Annotated in this window: 18 protein-coding genes; 10 read left to right on the top strand and 8 right to left on the bottom strand. The window is 49.8% G+C overall.

The features are described 5' to 3' along the window. Positions 1 to 6 precede the first annotated feature (6 nt). A complete protein-coding gene (locus BLW37_RS01005; protein WP_091338116.1) occupies positions 7 to 435 on the bottom strand; it encodes a CopD family protein in 429 nt (142 codons plus the stop codon). Beyond that, positions 432 to 2,162 (bottom strand): chloride channel protein, encoded by a 1,731-nt coding sequence (locus BLW37_RS01000; protein ID WP_091338113.1) that lies wholly within the window; start codon positions 2,160 to 2,162, stop codon positions 432 to 434. The genes BLW37_RS01005 and BLW37_RS01000 overlap by 4 nt, the downstream gene beginning before the upstream one ends. A 150-nt stretch (positions 2,163 to 2,312) precedes the next feature. On the opposite strand from BLW37_RS01000, the gene erpA reads away from it, so the two are divergent. Beyond that, positions 2,313 to 2,654 (top strand): iron-sulfur cluster insertion protein ErpA, encoded by a 342-nt coding sequence (erpA, locus tag BLW37_RS00995; protein WP_091338111.1) that lies wholly within the window; start codon positions 2,313 to 2,315, stop codon positions 2,652 to 2,654. A 42-nt stretch (positions 2,655 to 2,696) separates the two neighbouring features. Here the strand turns inward: erpA and BLW37_RS18675 are convergent, their stop codons facing one another. Then, positions 2,697 to 2,870 carry a hypothetical protein gene (locus tag BLW37_RS18675; RefSeq protein WP_171907506.1) on the bottom strand — a complete coding sequence of 58 codons (174 nt, stop codon included), beginning with the start codon at positions 2,868 to 2,870 and terminating at the stop codon, positions 2,697 to 2,699. 305 nt (positions 2,871 to 3,175) lie between these two features. Here BLW37_RS18675 and BLW37_RS00990 point away from each other — a divergent pair, with 305 nt between their 5' ends. Next, positions 3,176 to 3,415 (top strand): helix-turn-helix domain-containing protein, encoded by a 240-nt coding sequence (locus BLW37_RS00990; protein ID WP_091338108.1) that lies wholly within the window; start codon positions 3,176 to 3,178, stop codon positions 3,413 to 3,415. A 74-nt stretch (positions 3,416 to 3,489) separates the two neighbouring features. Here the strand turns inward: BLW37_RS00990 and BLW37_RS00985 are convergent, their stop codons facing one another. From BLW37_RS00985 to BLW37_RS00965, 5 genes are all read right to left on the bottom strand, one after another. Continuing rightward, positions 3,490 to 4,875, bottom strand: a complete 1,386-nt coding sequence (locus BLW37_RS00985) for an AmpG family muropeptide MFS transporter (RefSeq protein WP_091338106.1) — start codon at positions 4,873 to 4,875, stop codon at positions 3,490 to 3,492. Positions 4,876 to 4,966: 91 nt separating this feature from the next. Next, positions 4,967 to 5,287: a hypothetical protein gene (locus BLW37_RS00980; protein ID WP_091338104.1), complete on the bottom strand. Its 321-nt coding sequence runs from the start codon at positions 5,285 to 5,287 to the stop codon at positions 4,967 to 4,969. A 101-nt stretch (positions 5,288 to 5,388) separates the two neighbouring features. Beyond that, complete coding sequence (locus BLW37_RS00975; protein WP_091338101.1) at positions 5,389 to 5,979, bottom strand: peptidylprolyl isomerase; 591 nt, start codon at positions 5,977 to 5,979, stop codon at positions 5,389 to 5,391. After that, positions 5,976 to 6,542, bottom strand: coding sequence for a YajG family lipoprotein (locus BLW37_RS00970; protein WP_091338098.1), 567 nt, complete (start codon positions 6,540 to 6,542; stop codon positions 5,976 to 5,978). Before BLW37_RS00970 ends, BLW37_RS00975 begins: the two co-directional genes overlap by 4 nt. Continuing rightward, complete coding sequence (locus BLW37_RS00965; protein ID WP_091338095.1) at positions 6,539 to 7,711, bottom strand: methyltransferase; 1,173 nt, start codon at positions 7,709 to 7,711, stop codon at positions 6,539 to 6,541. Before BLW37_RS00965 ends, BLW37_RS00970 begins: the two co-directional genes overlap by 4 nt. A gap of 32 nt (positions 7,712 to 7,743) precedes the next feature. Here BLW37_RS00965 and BLW37_RS00960 point away from each other — a divergent pair, with 32 nt between their 5' ends. The 8 genes from BLW37_RS00960 to nqrE all read left to right on the top strand — a co-directional run bounded on the left by BLW37_RS00960 (position 7,744) and on the right by nqrE (position 15,112). Continuing rightward, on the top strand, positions 7,744 to 8,355 hold the full coding sequence (locus BLW37_RS00960) for an alpha-ketoglutarate-dependent dioxygenase AlkB family protein (protein ID WP_091338092.1): 612 nt from the start codon (positions 7,744 to 7,746) through the stop codon (positions 8,353 to 8,355). Between the two features lie 126 nt (positions 8,356 to 8,481). Then, the gene (locus BLW37_RS00955; RefSeq protein WP_091338091.1) at positions 8,482 to 8,808 is read left to right on the top strand and encodes a BolA family protein; all 327 of its coding nucleotides are present in this window, start codon (positions 8,482 to 8,484) and stop codon (positions 8,806 to 8,808) included. A 185-nt stretch (positions 8,809 to 8,993) separates the two neighbouring features. Continuing rightward, on the top strand, positions 8,994 to 10,187 hold the full coding sequence (gene fabV, locus BLW37_RS00950) for an enoyl-ACP reductase FabV (RefSeq protein ID WP_091338088.1): 1,194 nt from the start codon (positions 8,994 to 8,996) through the stop codon (positions 10,185 to 10,187). Positions 10,188 to 10,540: 353 nt separating this feature from the next. Continuing rightward, positions 10,541 to 11,878: a Na(+)-translocating NADH-quinone reductase subunit A gene (locus tag BLW37_RS00945; RefSeq protein ID WP_091338085.1), complete on the top strand. Its 1,338-nt coding sequence runs from the start codon at positions 10,541 to 10,543 to the stop codon at positions 11,876 to 11,878. Between the two features lie 2 nt (positions 11,879 to 11,880). Further along, entirely contained in the window at positions 11,881 to 13,083 is a 1,203-nt protein-coding gene (locus tag BLW37_RS00940; protein WP_091338083.1) for an NADH:ubiquinone reductase (Na(+)-transporting) subunit B, read from the top strand. Then, entirely contained in the window at positions 13,076 to 13,864 is a 789-nt protein-coding gene (locus BLW37_RS00935; RefSeq protein ID WP_091338081.1) for a Na(+)-translocating NADH-quinone reductase subunit C, read from the top strand. The genes BLW37_RS00940 and BLW37_RS00935 overlap by 8 nt, the downstream gene beginning before the upstream one ends. Then, positions 13,857 to 14,486 carry an NADH:ubiquinone reductase (Na(+)-transporting) subunit D gene (locus tag BLW37_RS00930; RefSeq protein ID WP_091338079.1) on the top strand — a complete coding sequence of 210 codons (630 nt, stop codon included), beginning with the start codon at positions 13,857 to 13,859 and terminating at the stop codon, positions 14,484 to 14,486. Before BLW37_RS00935 ends, BLW37_RS00930 begins: the two co-directional genes overlap by 8 nt. An 11-nt stretch (positions 14,487 to 14,497) precedes the next feature. Then, positions 14,498 to 15,112, top strand: a complete 615-nt coding sequence (gene nqrE, locus BLW37_RS00925; protein WP_091338076.1) for an NADH:ubiquinone reductase (Na(+)-transporting) subunit E — start codon at positions 14,498 to 14,500, stop codon at positions 15,110 to 15,112. Positions 15,113 to 15,115: the final 3 nt, after the last annotated feature.

Genomic DNA, 15,115 nt, shown 5'->3' with positions numbered 1-15,115 from the left:
GTTGGTTTAAGGCTTTAGCACAGCCAGTAAAATAGTCGCGAATAGGATCAGCACTGGCAGCTCATTAAACCAGCGGTAAAAACGGCCGCTGCGGGTATTTTTATCGGCTTTAAAGTCGGCCAGCAATTTAAAGCAATAGCCATGGTAACCATACAGTAAGGCGACCAACAGCAGCTTGTAATGCAACCAAGCGCTGGCTTTAAACCAGTCCATACCGTAGCTGTGGATCAACAGCACCCCAAACACCAGGGTTAGCACCGCAAAAGGGGTTACAAACAGCAGCAGGCGCCGCTCCATAATTTTAAACTGCGCCTGTATATCCGGGTGTTTGCTTTCTGCATGATAGACAAAAAGCCGAGGCAAATAAAAGATGCCGGCAAACCAGGCGACCATAAAAATCAGATGCAATGCTTTATAAATCAGTAGTAATGTCATAATAAGTTATTCTGTTTAACCAATAGACCCTGGACCTGATCCCAGCGCACCAGGCCGACAGGCTCTGGTTGTTGCTGGGCATCGTCAATAACGCAGACTGCACCTTCACGACTGGCTTCCAGCAACTGATGCACCTCGGCCATCGTGGCTTGTTGGCTAACCACCGGGACTGGCAGATAATGAATAGCATCCTGGCCAGTGAGCGACAAACTGACATCGTAACTGGCCAGTTGATACTGTGGTCCATCATCGCTATTGGTTTTGAGAAGTAGCAGCTCATCGGCAGCTAAGCGATCCAGTTGTTGGCGAATGGCTGTTTCATTGGACTCCATCAGCAGATGATAGCGGTGATCAAGTTGAGCCAGAACCCCCACTTTTTGCAGCAGATCGGCTGCAGGCGATACTTTATACGGCAATTGCAGGAAATCCAACTGCATAAGAAACAGGGATTTTGTCTTGCAAAACTGCACCCCTGTGACATAGGCGGTAGCAATAACCAGCATGGCAGGTAAGATAATATCCGGGTTGGAAGCGAGTTCCATCACGGCCACTAACGCTGCCAGTGGCGCATGCAGGCAGGCGGCCATCAGCCCGGCCATACCCAGCACAGCATAGGTACCAGCATGATCACTGTGACCATGCAATAAACCGGGGAACAGGGCCAGCAGGGTACCGAACACAATACCAATGCCAAAAATAGGGCCAACCACACCACCTGGCACACCCAGGCCGAGGGCAAAAATGGTCAGGATCATTTTACCGATAAATAGCGCCAGCAAGAGTTGCACATCGGTTGGTGCATCCACAGCGTATTGGATGGCGCCGGTTTCTGCACCCATGGCTTGAGGGATCAGCATACCAACAGCAGCCGTGATCGCCGCTGCCAGCAGTAAACGCAATGGCAGCGGCCAGTTTTTAAACCAGCGAATAATGCGCATCATATTGGTGTTAAAAACAAAAGCGACCATGCCAATCAAGACGCCACACAGGATCAAATAGGGAAAATGCCAGCCGGGCAAGGTACTGATTTGTAAAATCGCCAGCTCGCGCTCCATACCAAATACCAGCCGGGTCACCAAGGCCCCGACGACAGCGGACAGCATCACTGGAATAAAGATATGGATACGGTATTCACGCAACACCACTTCCATTACAAAGATCACTGCCGCCAATGGGGTGTTAAAAGAAGCCGCAATGCCCGCGGCAATACCACAACCAACTAGCGTACGGATGCTGTTAAAAGGCAATTTGAGTTTCTTACCGACGTAGCTGGCGCCATAGGCGCCAAGATGAACAGAAGGGCCTTCACGTCCGACAGAAAAACCGCTGGCCAATGCCGCCACGCCGCCAAAAAACTGATTGAAGGTGTTGCGAAATGGCATAAGGCCATACATGGTTTTCATGCGATGGATCACAAAAGGAATACCGAGTCGGTAGTGCTTGTAGCCGGTGAGAAGTGCAATCAGTCCAACGCAAAAAGCGCCGGCAAAAGGCAGTAACCAGCGAATTTCCTGAGGAGCTGTGGAGAAGTCATCGAACTTATCCAGGTAAAAGCTTTGCAAAGCAATGATGGACAGCCGAAACAGAATAATCAGGATGGCTGCCAGCAAACCACCCAGTGCGCCGAGTAGACACAGTTGCAGTGAGGTTTGTGGAAAAGCCAATTGTTTGCGCAGGCTCGGCAGCGATTGTTGCAGCAACTGCCAGCCCTTAGACCAGTATTTCATGGCTCACCGCTTAAGATGTTAAGTTCCTACAGTGTAACAGACTGGTGTTAAAGCATAAATTTTTTCCTATTGGGCATAGGTCGGACAATACTTGAATAAAACAGTCAGGTATTGGATAATCCACCACAGAATGTTACCTTCGGAGTATGTATGTCAGAGATTCAGGTCCCACTGGAATTTACCGATGCTGCTGCAAATAAAGTATTGGCACTGGTGACCGAAGAGGAAAACCCGGCACTGAAACTGCGTGTTTACATCACCGGTGGTGGCTGCTCAGGCTTTCAATATGGTTTTACCTTCGATGAGAAAGTTAATGAAGGTGATTTTGTATTGGAAAAGCAAGGCGTGAGTATGGTGGTGGATCCGATGAGCTTACAGTACCTGATGGGTGGTACCGTGGATTATACCGAAGGCCTGCAAGGCAGTCGATTTGTCGTAAGTAACCCCAATGCCACCACGACCTGTGGTTGCGGTTCTTCGTTCTCTGTTTAAAACGCACACCAACAAAATAAGCAGCGGTAACAGGTGTTTGATTTACCGCTGTGTCAGCCAGATAATTCCAGCCAGCAAAGCCCCGATCGCCAGATTAAAAATGCCGATATAAATGAAACCTTTCTTGCCTTGTTGCAAGCTTAGCCCCTGACTTTGCAGAAACCAAAACCAGGCAGCAAACATCAGCAAGGGCAGCAAAAAAATCAACCGGATCATAGTGTCTCTACCCTCTGTAAGTTAAGTTGCTGTCATTATAGAAGAAAATCTTGCTGCTGACGAACTCGATTAGGCAGGATCTTTGGTAAATAGCAGTAGATTCCCTTTTTATGGGACATAATTCATTCCACTCCGACCTGTCAATAGGCAGTACGTTTTTTAACGCTTGTAACTGTACGCCTGTCGCATCCTATGTTTTAATGGAGAAGTTTTCATAGTGTGCTGGCTTGCCAGAGCTATGAAGGTGGGCAAATAAATGTTAATTCCATAATAAAAGCGTATTAAACGCTGGGAGTACATCATAAATGAAAGGTGGTAAAAGCGTTGTCTCTGAAGAGAATAAACGGCTTTGTGTGTGGCTGAAGCGTCAGCGTCAGGAAAAAGGCCATACCATGCGCAGTTTATCTGAGCTGTTGGGTACACCCCATTCCTTTATTGGTAAGGTAGAGAATCAAGAGCGCCGGCTGGATGTAGTGGAGTTTATTCGCTACTGTCAGGCACTGGAAGTGGATCCGGCTGAAGGTTTGAAGCAAGCTCTGAATTAACAGGACGTTTGATGCTGAGAAGGGATACCAAACAGGTATCCCTTTTTATTCGGCTTTACTGAAGGAATGCTTTCTTAGACGGAACTCTCGGCCTGTTTTTCTGTAGCTGCCATTTGTTGCCGAAATCGTTTACCAATCCATAGTAGCAGACACAGTGATGGAATGACCATCAGTGCCGTGATGGTGAAAAACAAAGCCCAGTTACCATCAAGAAAATCGACTAGCTCGCCACTGAAGGATGCCAGCGTGGTGCGGCCAAGGTTACCCAGAGATGCCAGCAACGCATATTGAGTTGCAGAAAAAGCCCGGCCAGTCAGGAAAGTTAGAAAGGAAACAAAAGCCACGGTTGAAAACGCACTGGTAAAGTTATCAACCAAAATAGTGGCGAGGAATAAGTCCGTATTGGGGCCAACTACGGCAATCCAGGCGAACATCAGATTGCTGGCGGCCATGGCAACACCACCAATAAACAAGCCACGTAAAATACCAAAACGAATATTGATAGCACTGCCAATCAGGGTAAATATCACCATAGCAACCCAACCAATCAGTTTGGAATATTCCGCGATTTGTTCATTGCTAAAGCCAACTTCACGATAAAATGGGATCGACATCCGTCCCAAAAAAGCTTCACCAATTTTAAATAGAAACACAAAGAATAAAATGGCCAGTGCCAGGCTCCAGCCATTGCGTCTGAAAAACTCGGCAAAAGGCTCAATCACAGTAACACTGAGCCAGACCAGATAGCCTCGAACTCCACCTGTACCAAGGTGTTGCTGATAACGCAGACTGGCATCTCGTTGCAATTGCTCGCGCTCCTTGCCTGGCTCACGAATGTACAAGGTTGCCAGCATCAGCACCAGTTGAACGCCAGCCATACCAAGATATACGGCAGGCCAGCCAAAGGTATCGGCATTAAAAAATGCCAGCGCACCAGGTAAGGAATAGCCGGTCCACCAACCGATGACAGCCATGGCAGCGGCAGGTGGTAGCCTGAGCTTCTCACCGGCAATAATATCGATACGGTAAGCATCAATAGCTACATCCTGGGTAGCAGAAGCAACGGCAATGGACAAGGCCAGCAGGGATGTCCATAGCAGGCTGTAGCCTGGGTTGGTAAAGGCTATGGTCAGGGTAGCTGCCAGGATCAGACTTTGCATTAACAGGATCCAACTGCGCCGCTGGCCCAGCCAACGGTTAAGCAGCGGTAATCGCACCCGATCCAACAAAGGAGCCCAGAGAAAATTCAGCGCATAGACAATAAAGATAGAACCGAAATAACCAATGGCTGCCCGTGATAAACCGGCATCCTGCAACCAGCCACTCATGTTGGAGCCTATCAATACCCAGGGAAAGCCTGAGGCACAGCCCATCAGAAAAATATACAGCAGGCGGATATCGGAGTAGCTGTCGATGGCCTGACGCCAGCTTTGTACTTTACTTTCAGCTTTAAATAACATCGGGAATTCTCAAAACTGCGTGGCTCAGACCATAACAAAGCCGGAAGGATTCGGAAATAGTTGGAGGAAAATATTCTACCTTGGACTACGTTTAGGGGCGAATGCCAACACAGTCCAGCGGGATGGAGCCGTTACCCCGCAAGTAACTTAAACAGCTTTGGATATTGTGTTGCAGTATCGGATCATTTTTAAGTTGCTGCTCTGGCCAGAACTCCAATTGGTGCAGCAGATGCCAAAACACCTGCTCCTGCTGATTCTGTGGAGTTTTCAGCTGAATACCAAATTGCGCCCACTCTTCCAAAGTATCCCAGATAAAGAGATGCAATTCGCGATGAGGCAGCCTGCCACGAAAATAGCGGGAAGCATAATAAATTAATTGCCGCGTTTTAAGCTCTATAAATTGTTCCAGCATACACCGACCTCTGTACTTGTGATGCCAGCAAAATGCGTTGCTGTTGCTGCAAGTATAGCTGGCCAGTGTGATGTTGCCGGAAAAATTAGCGTTGGAGGCTTTTAGCCTTCAGGCACCAAGGTCACGCGATGAAGCACAATTGGTTCTACCGGCACATCTGGCCAACCGGTAATTTTATGCTGGGCTGTTTCCCATTCATTCACTTGTTGCAAGATACCCATGCCTTCCATCACCCGGCCAAAGACCGTATAGCCCCAGCGGGCACCAGGGTTCAAGCTTTCGTTGTCCGATAAGTTGAAATAGAACTGACTGGTGGCACTGTGCGGGTTGCTGGTGCGAGCCATGGCAATGGTGCCAATTTCGTTGCGCAGGCCATTGCCTGATTCATTAAAGATGGCATCAAGCGTGGTGATAGGCTCAAAATCCTCTTTATAGCCGCCACCTTGCAGCACAAAGTCGCTAATCAGTCGGTGAAAAACCGTGTCGTTGTAGCGTTGGGTTTTGACATAACTTAGAAAGTTATTGACGGTGATAGGTGCGCGGCTGCGATCCAGCTCCACCGTAATGTCACCCAGTGAGGTGTGCAATATAACCTTGGGAAATAAATTATCCGCTTGCAGGGTTTCCCCCGCCATCACAGCCTGGCTGAGCCACAGTAAAACAACGGATGCTACGGTGAGGATAAACTTCATGCATGTCTCCTTAAATACTTCTGCCAATGCTGATCACTCAAAATATCGTGCAGCACCCGCTCGGTCAGTTGGTTCAGCTCTCGCTCCACCGAAGCGGGGTCTACTTTAAAAGGAGCGGTATAGCTGCTGTTGCCGGCAAAGCGCTTGCGATATTGTCCGGCAGGTGAACTGATGGTGACCTCAATCACTACCTCAGAATGTACTTCGTGATCCAAGGGATGCTGCTTGGCTCTTGCGATTAACGTCTGAACATTGAACTGTAACTTGGTGCTGGCAGAAGGATCAAGTCGGGCGCCCGCTTGCTGGAATCGTTGCTGCAATTTAGTTTGAAGCTTGCTGCGCCAATCCGGCTTATTTTGCAGGTTGATCAATTGATCGCCTGTTTGAATGCTCAGCATGACCGGCTTGGTTCGTTTGTCCTGTAGCTGCCATTGAAAACGCGCGCTATTCAGTTGTAACTGTGGCTCGGTGGTCACACTAGGGTTTACAAATAAAGGTCGATGTGGGCTGGCACAGCCAGATAGCAGCAACACTGTTAGCATGCACAGTAGGGGCAACTTCATTGTTTTCGCTCCGATTCCAGAATGACAAATTTTTGCTGACTGGCTAAACAGCGTACCCCACCAAAAAGACGAGTGAGCTCCTGCGCATAAGGCAAATGCCGGTTTGCAACGATGCGTAAAATTCCACCAGGTTTTAATACTCGCCAGGCATCGCGAAACATTTGCCGGGCCAAGTGCGTGGTAACAGTATCCTGTTGATGAAAGGGTGGATTGCAGAGTACCCAATCAACGCTGCTAGTCGTCAGCTTGCTCAGACCATCGTCCTGCAAAAAAGTGCAATGTGCAAGACGCTCGGGCAGGCTGAGTTGCACGCTCTGTCGGGCGGAGGCAATCGCCATGGCAGATTCGTCACTAAAAATGACATTAAGCTCTGAGTTGGCTGCCAGTGCACAAAGGCCAAGCACGCCATTGCCGCAGCCTAAATCCACCAGCGTCTCTCCTGCTTGAGTGGCGGGGAGATGCTGAAGAAAGAAGCGGGCACCGATATCGAGTTTTTCCCCACTGAAAACATTGGCATGGTTAACTAGTTGCAAGTCGCTATCTGGCAATAGCCAGATCTTTGGCCATGCAGGTGGTTGCTTGCGTGCAGTTGGCTCTGGCTGACAGTGCAGGTAGCGGCATTTCCGGAGGGTTAAGGATGCCGTGGTTGGCCCGATACACTGGCTAAAAAGTTGCAGCAAGTTTTTATGAATATCACGGGCTCTGGCCGCTACAATCAGTTGTTGGCTGTCTGTAATAAGCGGTGCTAACTGTTGCAGCTGATAGCCAAGGAAGCCATGATCCCTAGGTACCCTTAACAGTACCAAAGCGACGGAGTCCGGCAGTGGTTGCAGGCTATCGATAAATCTCAACTGGCTTGTTGGCAGCTGGTTAAGCTGCAGATTGGCTTGGCAAGCCAGCTGGCTGACATAGGAGTCACTGCAATGAAGCAGCGTTAACTCCGGGTAGCGAGCGATGAGAGTACAGCTTAAAGCGCCAAACTGATCATTGAGCAGCACCACAGGTAAAGCTGTTCGCTCGGCGGCTGACAGCGCATCCAGCTGGCGGAATGCTGAGGTTAGCAGCAGTTCATCCACTGTATCCCAAGCTTGAAGATTGACAAAGTCGGTCCCAGCTGGCCAGCGCTTTAATTGCAGATGGACCTCTGCCAACGTAAAATGCGTATTCATGCGAATGCTACAAATAAAACAGGGCGGCCATTTTGACACGTGCAGCTAAGCAGCTCAAGCCAGAGTGCTGGCAACTGCCAGATGCTAACTTACTACTGTGGCGGGGATGGTTGCCTGAAACGGAAGCCGCTGCGTCATATCAGCAGTTGGTGCAGCAGCTAGTATGGCAACAGCCAAGTATACGCTTGTTTGGCCGAGAACATCCGATCCCAAGACAGCAGGTTTGGATGGGAGATGCCAATGCTCATTACCGATACTCGGGCACCTTGTTTGCGCCAGAGCCCTGGCATCCATTGGTCAGTCGTTGGTGCCAGCTGTTATCGCAGCAACTTGAGAAACCCTTCAATTCGGTGCTAGTGAACTGGTACCGCTCTGGCCTGGATCATATGGGCTGGCATGCCGATAATGAGCCAGAGCTAGGCACTGAGCCTTGCATTGCCTCACTGAGCTTAGGCCAGGCCAGACGCTTTGATTTAAAACATCGCCAGCAACCATGGCAGTTGCAGTTAGAACTGGGGCAGGGGGATTTATTGCTAATGACTGGCAGCACCCAGCAATACTGGGTACACCGGGTGCCCAAACAAAGCCGCTTGACGGCCGGACGGCTCAATCTGACGTTTCGTTATATCGTGCCTATTGTTTAGACCAATTTATTTTTTCACGGGCCACCAGCCGGTTAGCTGTCAACAAAAAGCTTGACAGCAAAAAGACACTGGCAAGTCCGGTGGACTTAACTAGAGTAAAAGAGGGACCATTAAAGGATGAAGTCTATGTTAATCCACACGCGTATTGAGCAGAAATTACTGGATGCATTTGATCCCGTGGTGTTGGAAGTAACCAATGAAAGCCACATGCATAATGTACCAGCTGGTTCGGAGTCCCACTTTAAAGTGGTGATTGTAACGCCACAGTTTGATGGGTTGCGATTATTGCAGCGGCACAGAGCGGTCAATGCCATTGTAGCGGAAGAGTTAGCGCAGGATATTCATGCGCTGGCGTTACACACTTACACCCCAGGTGAATGGTACGAGTACTATGCTGAAAAGCCCCCGGCGTCGCCTAAATGCTTGGGTGGTGAAAAAAAAGTACCCGTTTAATCAACTAGCCGTATCCTGGCTGCATCGCTATAACTTGAGCAGTTCTTGCTCGGGAGCTAGCGATAGCGGCTAGGCTTTGCTTCTCAGCGGGCGGCTAGCTTGCTAAAATCCCCTGATCCGACCAGCTTTGTCTGCTAAAGTCTTACACTAGTCGCAATTTCCTCACTGAAGAACAGGACTGAATGATGGTAATTCAACCAAAAATCCGTGGTTTTATCTGTACCAATGCCCATCCAACCGGCTGTGCTGCCCATGTAAAGCAACAAATCGATTATGTCCAACAGCGTGGCGCTATCGCTAATGGCCCTAAAAATGTGCTGGTGATCGGGGCGTCAACTGGCTATGGCCTGGCTTCGCGAATTGCCGCAGCTTTTGGCTCAGGTGCCAAAACCCTGGGTATTTTCTTTGAAAAAGAGCCAACGGCCAGCAAAACGGCTTCGGCAGGCTGGTACAACACGGCTGCTTTTGAACAGGAAGCCAGCAAAGCAGGTCTTTGGTGCAAGCACCTCAATGGCGATGCTTTTACTGATGAGCTAAAGGCGAAGACCATCGAGGTAATTCAACAGGAGATGGGCAAAATTGATTTGGTGGTCTACAGCCTGGCGGCGCCTCGCCGCAAAGATCCGGTCTCTGACGAAATCTACAGTTCAGTGCTCAAGCCCATTGGTAAGGCTTACACCGAGAAAAATTTAAACACCAGTAAGCGGGTAATCGAAGAAGTCAGTGTGGAACCGGCCAATGACGAGGAAATTTTCAATACCGTCAAAGTGATGGGTGGCGAAGATTGGGAGCGCTGGTTGGATCAACTGAATGCGGCCGGTGTATTGGCCGATAACTGCCAGACAGTAGCCTATACCTACATTGGTAAAGAGTTGACCTGGCCAATTTACGGCAAGGCCACCATTGGTAAAGCCAAAGAAGATCTGGACAGAGCCGCCGCGGCCCTGACTGCCAAACTGGCTGATAAAAAAGGCAAAGCCTATGTCGCTTCTTTAAAAGCGGTGGTCACTCAGGCCAGCTCTGCTATCCCCATCATGCCACTTTATATCTCTTTACTGTATCGGGTGATGAAAGCCGAGGGAAGCCATGAAGGCTGTATTGAGCAGATCGATGGTTTGTTCCGTCAGGGACTGTATGCAGCTGCGCCTGTGTTGGATGAAGCCGGCCGCTTGCGTCAGGATGGCAAAGAGCTGGCCGATCATGTCCAGGCGGAAGTGAAAGCCTTGTGGCAGCAGGTGGAAACCGACAACATTGATACGCTGACCGATTATGCTGGCTACCATCAGGATTTCCTGCAGCTGTTTGGTTTTGGAGTGGCCGGTGTGGATTACGAGGCGGATGTCAGCCCTGAAGTACCTTTGCAACAGTTGCTGAATTAAGCCCCTGAACGAGCCACCTTCGGGTGGCTTTTTTACAGCCGGATTGACCTTAGAATAAGGTGAGTACTACCAAAGTTGGCATAGCCGCTACTGGCAACAGTAAGTAAAATAGCACAATTTGCTGAAAAATTGCGCAAATTGGCTAGACTAAAATGCAACCGGTGCGACTGTGATAAATTTTCATGATCGCATGGATAGCGGCCGCGTTTGATGGTAAAATCCGCGCCTTTAATACGTGTATCCGACTTTGGAACCACAGATCATCTGAAAGTTCCACGCCGATCGGGTGCGCTGCGAGGTTAGCAGCTGAAAAACTGAACCTGTTTCTTCCCAAACTAGTAGTGCAAGTACGTATGATAAAACTCAAAAAAGGCTTGGACATTCCCCTCGCGGGCAGTCCTAAACAAGAGATAACCGACGGGCCTGCTATCAAGCGCGTCGCCGTACTCGGCGAAGAGTTTCATGGTATGCGTCCGACCATGTTGGTCGAAGTTGGCGATACAGTAAAAAAAGGTCAGGGCTTGTTTGAAGACAAGAAAACCCCTGGTGTTGTTTTTACTGCCCCAGCAGCCGGCAAGGTGGTTGAAATCAACCGTGGAGCTAAACGGGTATTGCAATCTGTAGTGATTGAGGTGCAAGGCAATGATGCTGTGCAGTTCGAGAAATACAGCCCAGAGCAGCTGGTAAGCCTGAGTTCCGAACAGGTTCGTAAAAACCTGGTCGACTCCGGTTTATGGGTGGCGCTGCGCACCCGGCCATTTAGTCAGACGCCTGCGATTGACAGTACCGCCAAAGCTATTTTTGTCACTGCAATCGATACCCATCCGCTGGCTGCTGATCCGGCGTTGGTGATCAAGGCGAAGTCTAGTGCCTTCCAGCATGGTCTGACGGTGCTGCGGCATCTGACCGACGGCAAGGTCTATCTGTGCAAAAAAGCAGGCGCCGATGTGACGTCTGTTACTGGGGTTGAGGTTGCTGAGTTTGCCGGGCCACATCCTGCAGGTTTGCCTGGTACGCACATTCACTTCCTCGAGGGTGCTTCCATTCAAAAAGTGGTTTGGCACATTGGTTATCAGGATGTGATTGCGATAGGCCAGCTATTTACCAGCGGTGAGTTGCCGGTTGAACGGGTTATTTCATTGGCCGGTCCTGTAGTGAAATCGCCACGTTTGCTAAAAACGGTACTCGGAGCTTCTGTTGAGGAGCTGACCGCCGGTGAACTTGCCGATGGTGAACACCGTATCATTTCAGGTTCGGTATTGGCCGGAACGACGGCGCATGGTGTGCATGGTTATTTGGGCCGTTTTCACACTCAGTTGTCGGTGTTAGCTGATGGTAGTGATAAACACTTTTTAGGCTGGATTGCGCCAGGTAGTGAGAAGTTTTCCGTTACCCGTGCTTATTTAGGGCACCTGAATCCGAAAAAGTTGTTCAACCTGACCACTACCACCAACGGCTCTGCCCGTGCCATGGTACCGATCGGAAATTACGAGCGGATCATGCCATTGGACATTTTGCCCACTTTGTTGTTGCGTGATCTGTGCTCCGGTGATACCGACAGCGCTCAGGCTCTCGGCTGCCTTGAACTGGACGAAGAAGACTTGGCTTTGTGTACCTTCGTGTGCCCGGGCAAGTATGATTACGGCTCCATTCTGCGTAGCTGCCTGACGACGATCCAGAAGGAAGGCTAATCATGAGTTTAAAGCATTATTTAGAACGCATTGAACCGCAGTTTGAGAAAGGCGGCAAATACGAAAAGTGGTATGCGCTGTACGAAGCCATTGCCACTGTCCTTTACACGCCAGGCTATGTCACCAAAAACAAGACTCACGTTCGCGATAGTATCGATCTGAAACGAATTATGATCTTCGTGTGGCTGGCATTGTTTCCTGCTTTGTTCTTCGGTATGTTCAATATCGGGCATCAAGCTGTTGCTGCATTGGCTGAAGGTTTTGGTACGCCGGATACCTGGCAGGTTGCAGTGTTCCACTTGCTGGGCGGTAATCTGACCGAGAGCTCTGGCTGGGGCATGAAAATGCTCTATGGTGCCTGCTGGTTCCTGCCAATTTACGCCACTGTTTTTATAGTCGGTGGCTTCTGGGAAGTGTTGTTTGCTTCGGTGCGTAAGCACGAAGTGAATGAAGGCTTCTTCGTAACCTCAATCCTTTTCGCACTGATTCTGCCTGCTACCATTCCATTGTGGCAAGCTGCCTTGGGTATTACCTTCGGTGTGGTGGTTGCTAAAGAAGTGTTCGGTGGTACCGGCCGTAACTTCCTGAACCCGGCGCTGGCTGGCCGTGCTTTCCTGTTCTTCGCCTACCCGGCAGAAATCTCAGGTGATGCTGTCTGGACCGTAGCTGATGGCTACTCAGGTGCCACCCTGTTAAGCCAAGGCCAAAACGCGACTCTGGATTACAGCGATATGCAGCAGTGGTGGGATGCCTTCCTTGGCTTTATCCCTGGCTCAGTCGGTGAAACCTCGACGCTGGCACTGTTGATTGGTGGTTTGGCGCTGATCTACTTCCGCATCGCTTCCTGGCGCATTGTGTTGGGTGTCATGGTAGGTATGGTGTTGACCGCTTTGTTATTCAACGCCATTGGCTCAGATACCAATCACTTGTTTGCTATGCCTTGGCACTGGCACTTAGTGATCGGCGGCTTTGCCATCGGTATGTTCTTTATGGCGACCGATCCGGTGTCCGCATCTTTTACCAATGAGGGTAAATGGGCTTACGGTATTCTGATTGGCTTTATGGTGGTGATGATTCGTGTGGTCAACCCTGCATACCCGGAAGGCATGATGCTGGCGATCCTGTTCGCGAATCTGTTCGCGCCATTATTCGATTTCTTCGTGGCTCAGGCCAATATCAAACGGAGGCTGGCACGCAATGTCTAGTAAAAACGATACCATCAGTAAAACACTGATCGTAGTCATTTCCCTTTGTCTGGTTTGCGCCTTTGTGGTTTCCACAGCGGCAGTGCAACTGCGTCCTTTGCAGCAAGCCAATATGCTGTTGGATGCCCAGACCAATATTTTGCGTAGTGCCCGTGTGCTGGATGGTGCAGCATCGGCTGCTCAGGTACGTGAGTTATTCGACAAACGTGTCGAAGAGCGCATTATTAATCTGAGTACTGGTGAGTTTACCGATAAAGATCCAATGCAGTTCGATTACCGTGCTTCCTGGCGTGATCCTGAGCTGAGTACTCAGCTTAGCAAGCAACAGGATGTGGCTTCGATTCGCCGTGCCCCACATTATGCACCGGTTTACCTGGTGCGTGATGAGGCCGGTGAGCTGAAATCCATTGTGTTGCCCATTCATGGTTATGGCCTTTGGTCCACCATGCATGCGTTCATTGCACTGGAAACAGACGGTAACACCATCATCGGCATGAATTACTACGAGCAGGGTGAGACCCCAGGCTTGGGTGGTGAAATCGAGAATCCTCGGTGGATTGGTCAGTTTGAAGGCAAAAAGCTGTTCGATGACCAGGGCAATCTGGCTCTGAGCGTCGTGCGACCGGGTAATGCTTCTGATCCGAACCATGAAATCGATGGCTTATCCGGTGCAACCCTGACGGCAAACGGTGTGCAAAATACCTTTACCTTCTGGATGGGTGATAAAGGCTTTGGTCCTTTCCTGAGCAAAGTTCATCAAGGAGCATTGAACAATGGCTAATGCAAAAGAAATTAAAACAGTACTTTTCGGGCCTGTTTTTGCAAACAACCCCATCGCTTTGCAAGTGCTGGGGGTCTGTTCTGCATTGGCGGTAACCACGCAAATGGCAACGGCTCTGGTTATGTGCTTCGCACTGACCTTTGTACTGACGTTCTCGAACCTGTTTATCTCCATTATTCGCAATCACATTCCATCCAGTGTGCGGATCATTGTGCAGATGACCATCATTGCTTCATTGGTTATTATCGTCGACCAAATCCTCAAAGCCTTCGCCTATGAAGTCTCCAAAGAGCTGTCGGTGTTTGTTGGCCTGATTATTACCAACTGCATCGTGATGGGTCGTGCTGAAGCTTATGCCATGAAAAGTACACCCGGTATGAGTTTCCTGGATGGTCTTGGTAATGCGATGGGTTACAGTCTGGTCCTGTTGGTGGTTGCCTTTATTCGTGAGCTGGGCGGTGCGGGTTCAGTGTTCGGTGTTGAAATTCTGCCACTGGTCAGTGAAGGTGGCTGGTATCAGCCGATGGGTATGTTGTTGCTGGCACCGAGTGCCTTCATGATCATTGCTTTCTTTATTTGGGTGCTGCGGACCTTCCGTCCAGAGCAGGTTGAGCAGGCATAAGGAGCTGACAGATGGGTTTAGAACATTACATAGGTTTATTTGTCCGCGCCGTCTTTATTGAAAACCTGGCGCTGGCATTCTTCCTTGGCATGTGTACGTTCCTGGCGGTGTCCAAGAAGGTTACCACCGCCTTTGGTCTGGGTGTTGCGGTGATCGTGGTGTTGGGTCTGGCTGTGCCAATCAACAACGTGGTGTACCACAACCTACTGGCGCCAGGTGCGCTGGCTTGGGCTGGCTTCCCGGATGCTGATCTCAGCTTTCTTGGCTTTGTCACCTACATTGGTGTGATTGCAGCCATGGTGCAAATCCTGGAAATGACGCTGGATAAGTTTTTCCCGGCACTGTATAACGCGCTGGGGATTTTCCTGCCGTTGATTACCGTAAACTGCGCCATCTTTGGTGGTGTGATGTTTATGGTCGAGCGGGATTATACCTTTACTGAAAGCGTGGTGTTCGGTCTGGGCAGTGGTGTAGGTTGGGCGCTGGCAATTACCTTGCTGGCTGCTGTGCGTGAGAAACTGAAATACGCTGATATGCCTCACGGCATGCGAGGCTTGGGCTCCACCTTCCTGATTGTAGGTTTGATGGGCCTTGGCTTTATGTCGTTCTCCGGCGTTTCATTGTAAGCA

The organism is Alkalimonas amylolytica, from assembly GCF_900107845.1.
Classification (GTDB): Bacteria; Pseudomonadota; Gammaproteobacteria; order Enterobacterales; family Alteromonadaceae; genus Alkalimonas; species Alkalimonas amylolytica.
This window is presented reverse-complemented; position numbering and strand designations above follow the sequence as displayed.

Bases quoted from the DNA above. Each gene is read 5' to 3' on its own strand.
- nqrE (WP_091338076.1), top strand. From the start codon at position 14,498: ATGGGTTTAGAACATTACATAGGTTTATTTGTCCGCGCCGTCTTTATT.
- BLW37_RS00930 (WP_091338079.1), top strand. From the start codon at position 13,857: ATGGCTAATGCAAAAGAAATTAAAACAGTACTTTTCGGGCCTGTTTTT.
- BLW37_RS01000 (WP_091338113.1), bottom strand. From the start codon at position 2,162: ATGAAATACTGGTCTAAGGGCTGGCAGTTGCTGCAACAATCGCTGCCG.
- BLW37_RS00945 (WP_091338085.1), top strand. From the start codon at position 10,541: ATGATAAAACTCAAAAAAGGCTTGGACATTCCCCTCGCGGGCAGTCCT.
- fabV (WP_091338088.1), top strand. From the start codon at position 8,994: ATGGTAATTCAACCAAAAATCCGTGGTTTTATCTGTACCAATGCCCAT.
- BLW37_RS00970 (WP_091338098.1), bottom strand. From the start codon at position 6,542: ATGAAGTTGCCCCTACTGTGCATGCTAACAGTGTTGCTGCTATCTGGC.
- BLW37_RS00940 (WP_091338083.1), top strand. From the start codon at position 11,881: ATGAGTTTAAAGCATTATTTAGAACGCATTGAACCGCAGTTTGAGAAA.
- BLW37_RS00985 (WP_091338106.1), bottom strand. From the start codon at position 4,875: ATGTTATTTAAAGCTGAAAGTAAAGTACAAAGCTGGCGTCAGGCCATC.
- BLW37_RS00975 (WP_091338101.1), bottom strand. From the start codon at position 5,979: ATGAAGTTTATCCTCACCGTAGCATCCGTTGTTTTACTGTGGCTCAGC.
- BLW37_RS00935 (WP_091338081.1), top strand. From the start codon at position 13,076: ATGTCTAGTAAAAACGATACCATCAGTAAAACACTGATCGTAGTCATT.
- BLW37_RS00955 (WP_091338091.1), top strand. From the start codon at position 8,482: ATGTTAATCCACACGCGTATTGAGCAGAAATTACTGGATGCATTTGAT.
- BLW37_RS01005 (WP_091338116.1), bottom strand. From the start codon at position 435: ATGACATTACTACTGATTTATAAAGCATTGCATCTGATTTTTATGGTC.
- BLW37_RS00980 (WP_091338104.1), bottom strand. From the start codon at position 5,287: ATGCTGGAACAATTTATAGAGCTTAAAACGCGGCAATTAATTTATTAT.
- BLW37_RS00990 (WP_091338108.1), top strand. From the start codon at position 3,176: ATGAAAGGTGGTAAAAGCGTTGTCTCTGAAGAGAATAAACGGCTTTGT.
- BLW37_RS18675 (WP_171907506.1), bottom strand. From the start codon at position 2,870: ATGATCCGGTTGATTTTTTTGCTGCCCTTGCTGATGTTTGCTGCCTGG.
- erpA (WP_091338111.1), top strand. From the start codon at position 2,313: ATGTCAGAGATTCAGGTCCCACTGGAATTTACCGATGCTGCTGCAAAT.
- BLW37_RS00965 (WP_091338095.1), bottom strand. From the start codon at position 7,711: ATGAATACGCATTTTACGTTGGCAGAGGTCCATCTGCAATTAAAGCGC.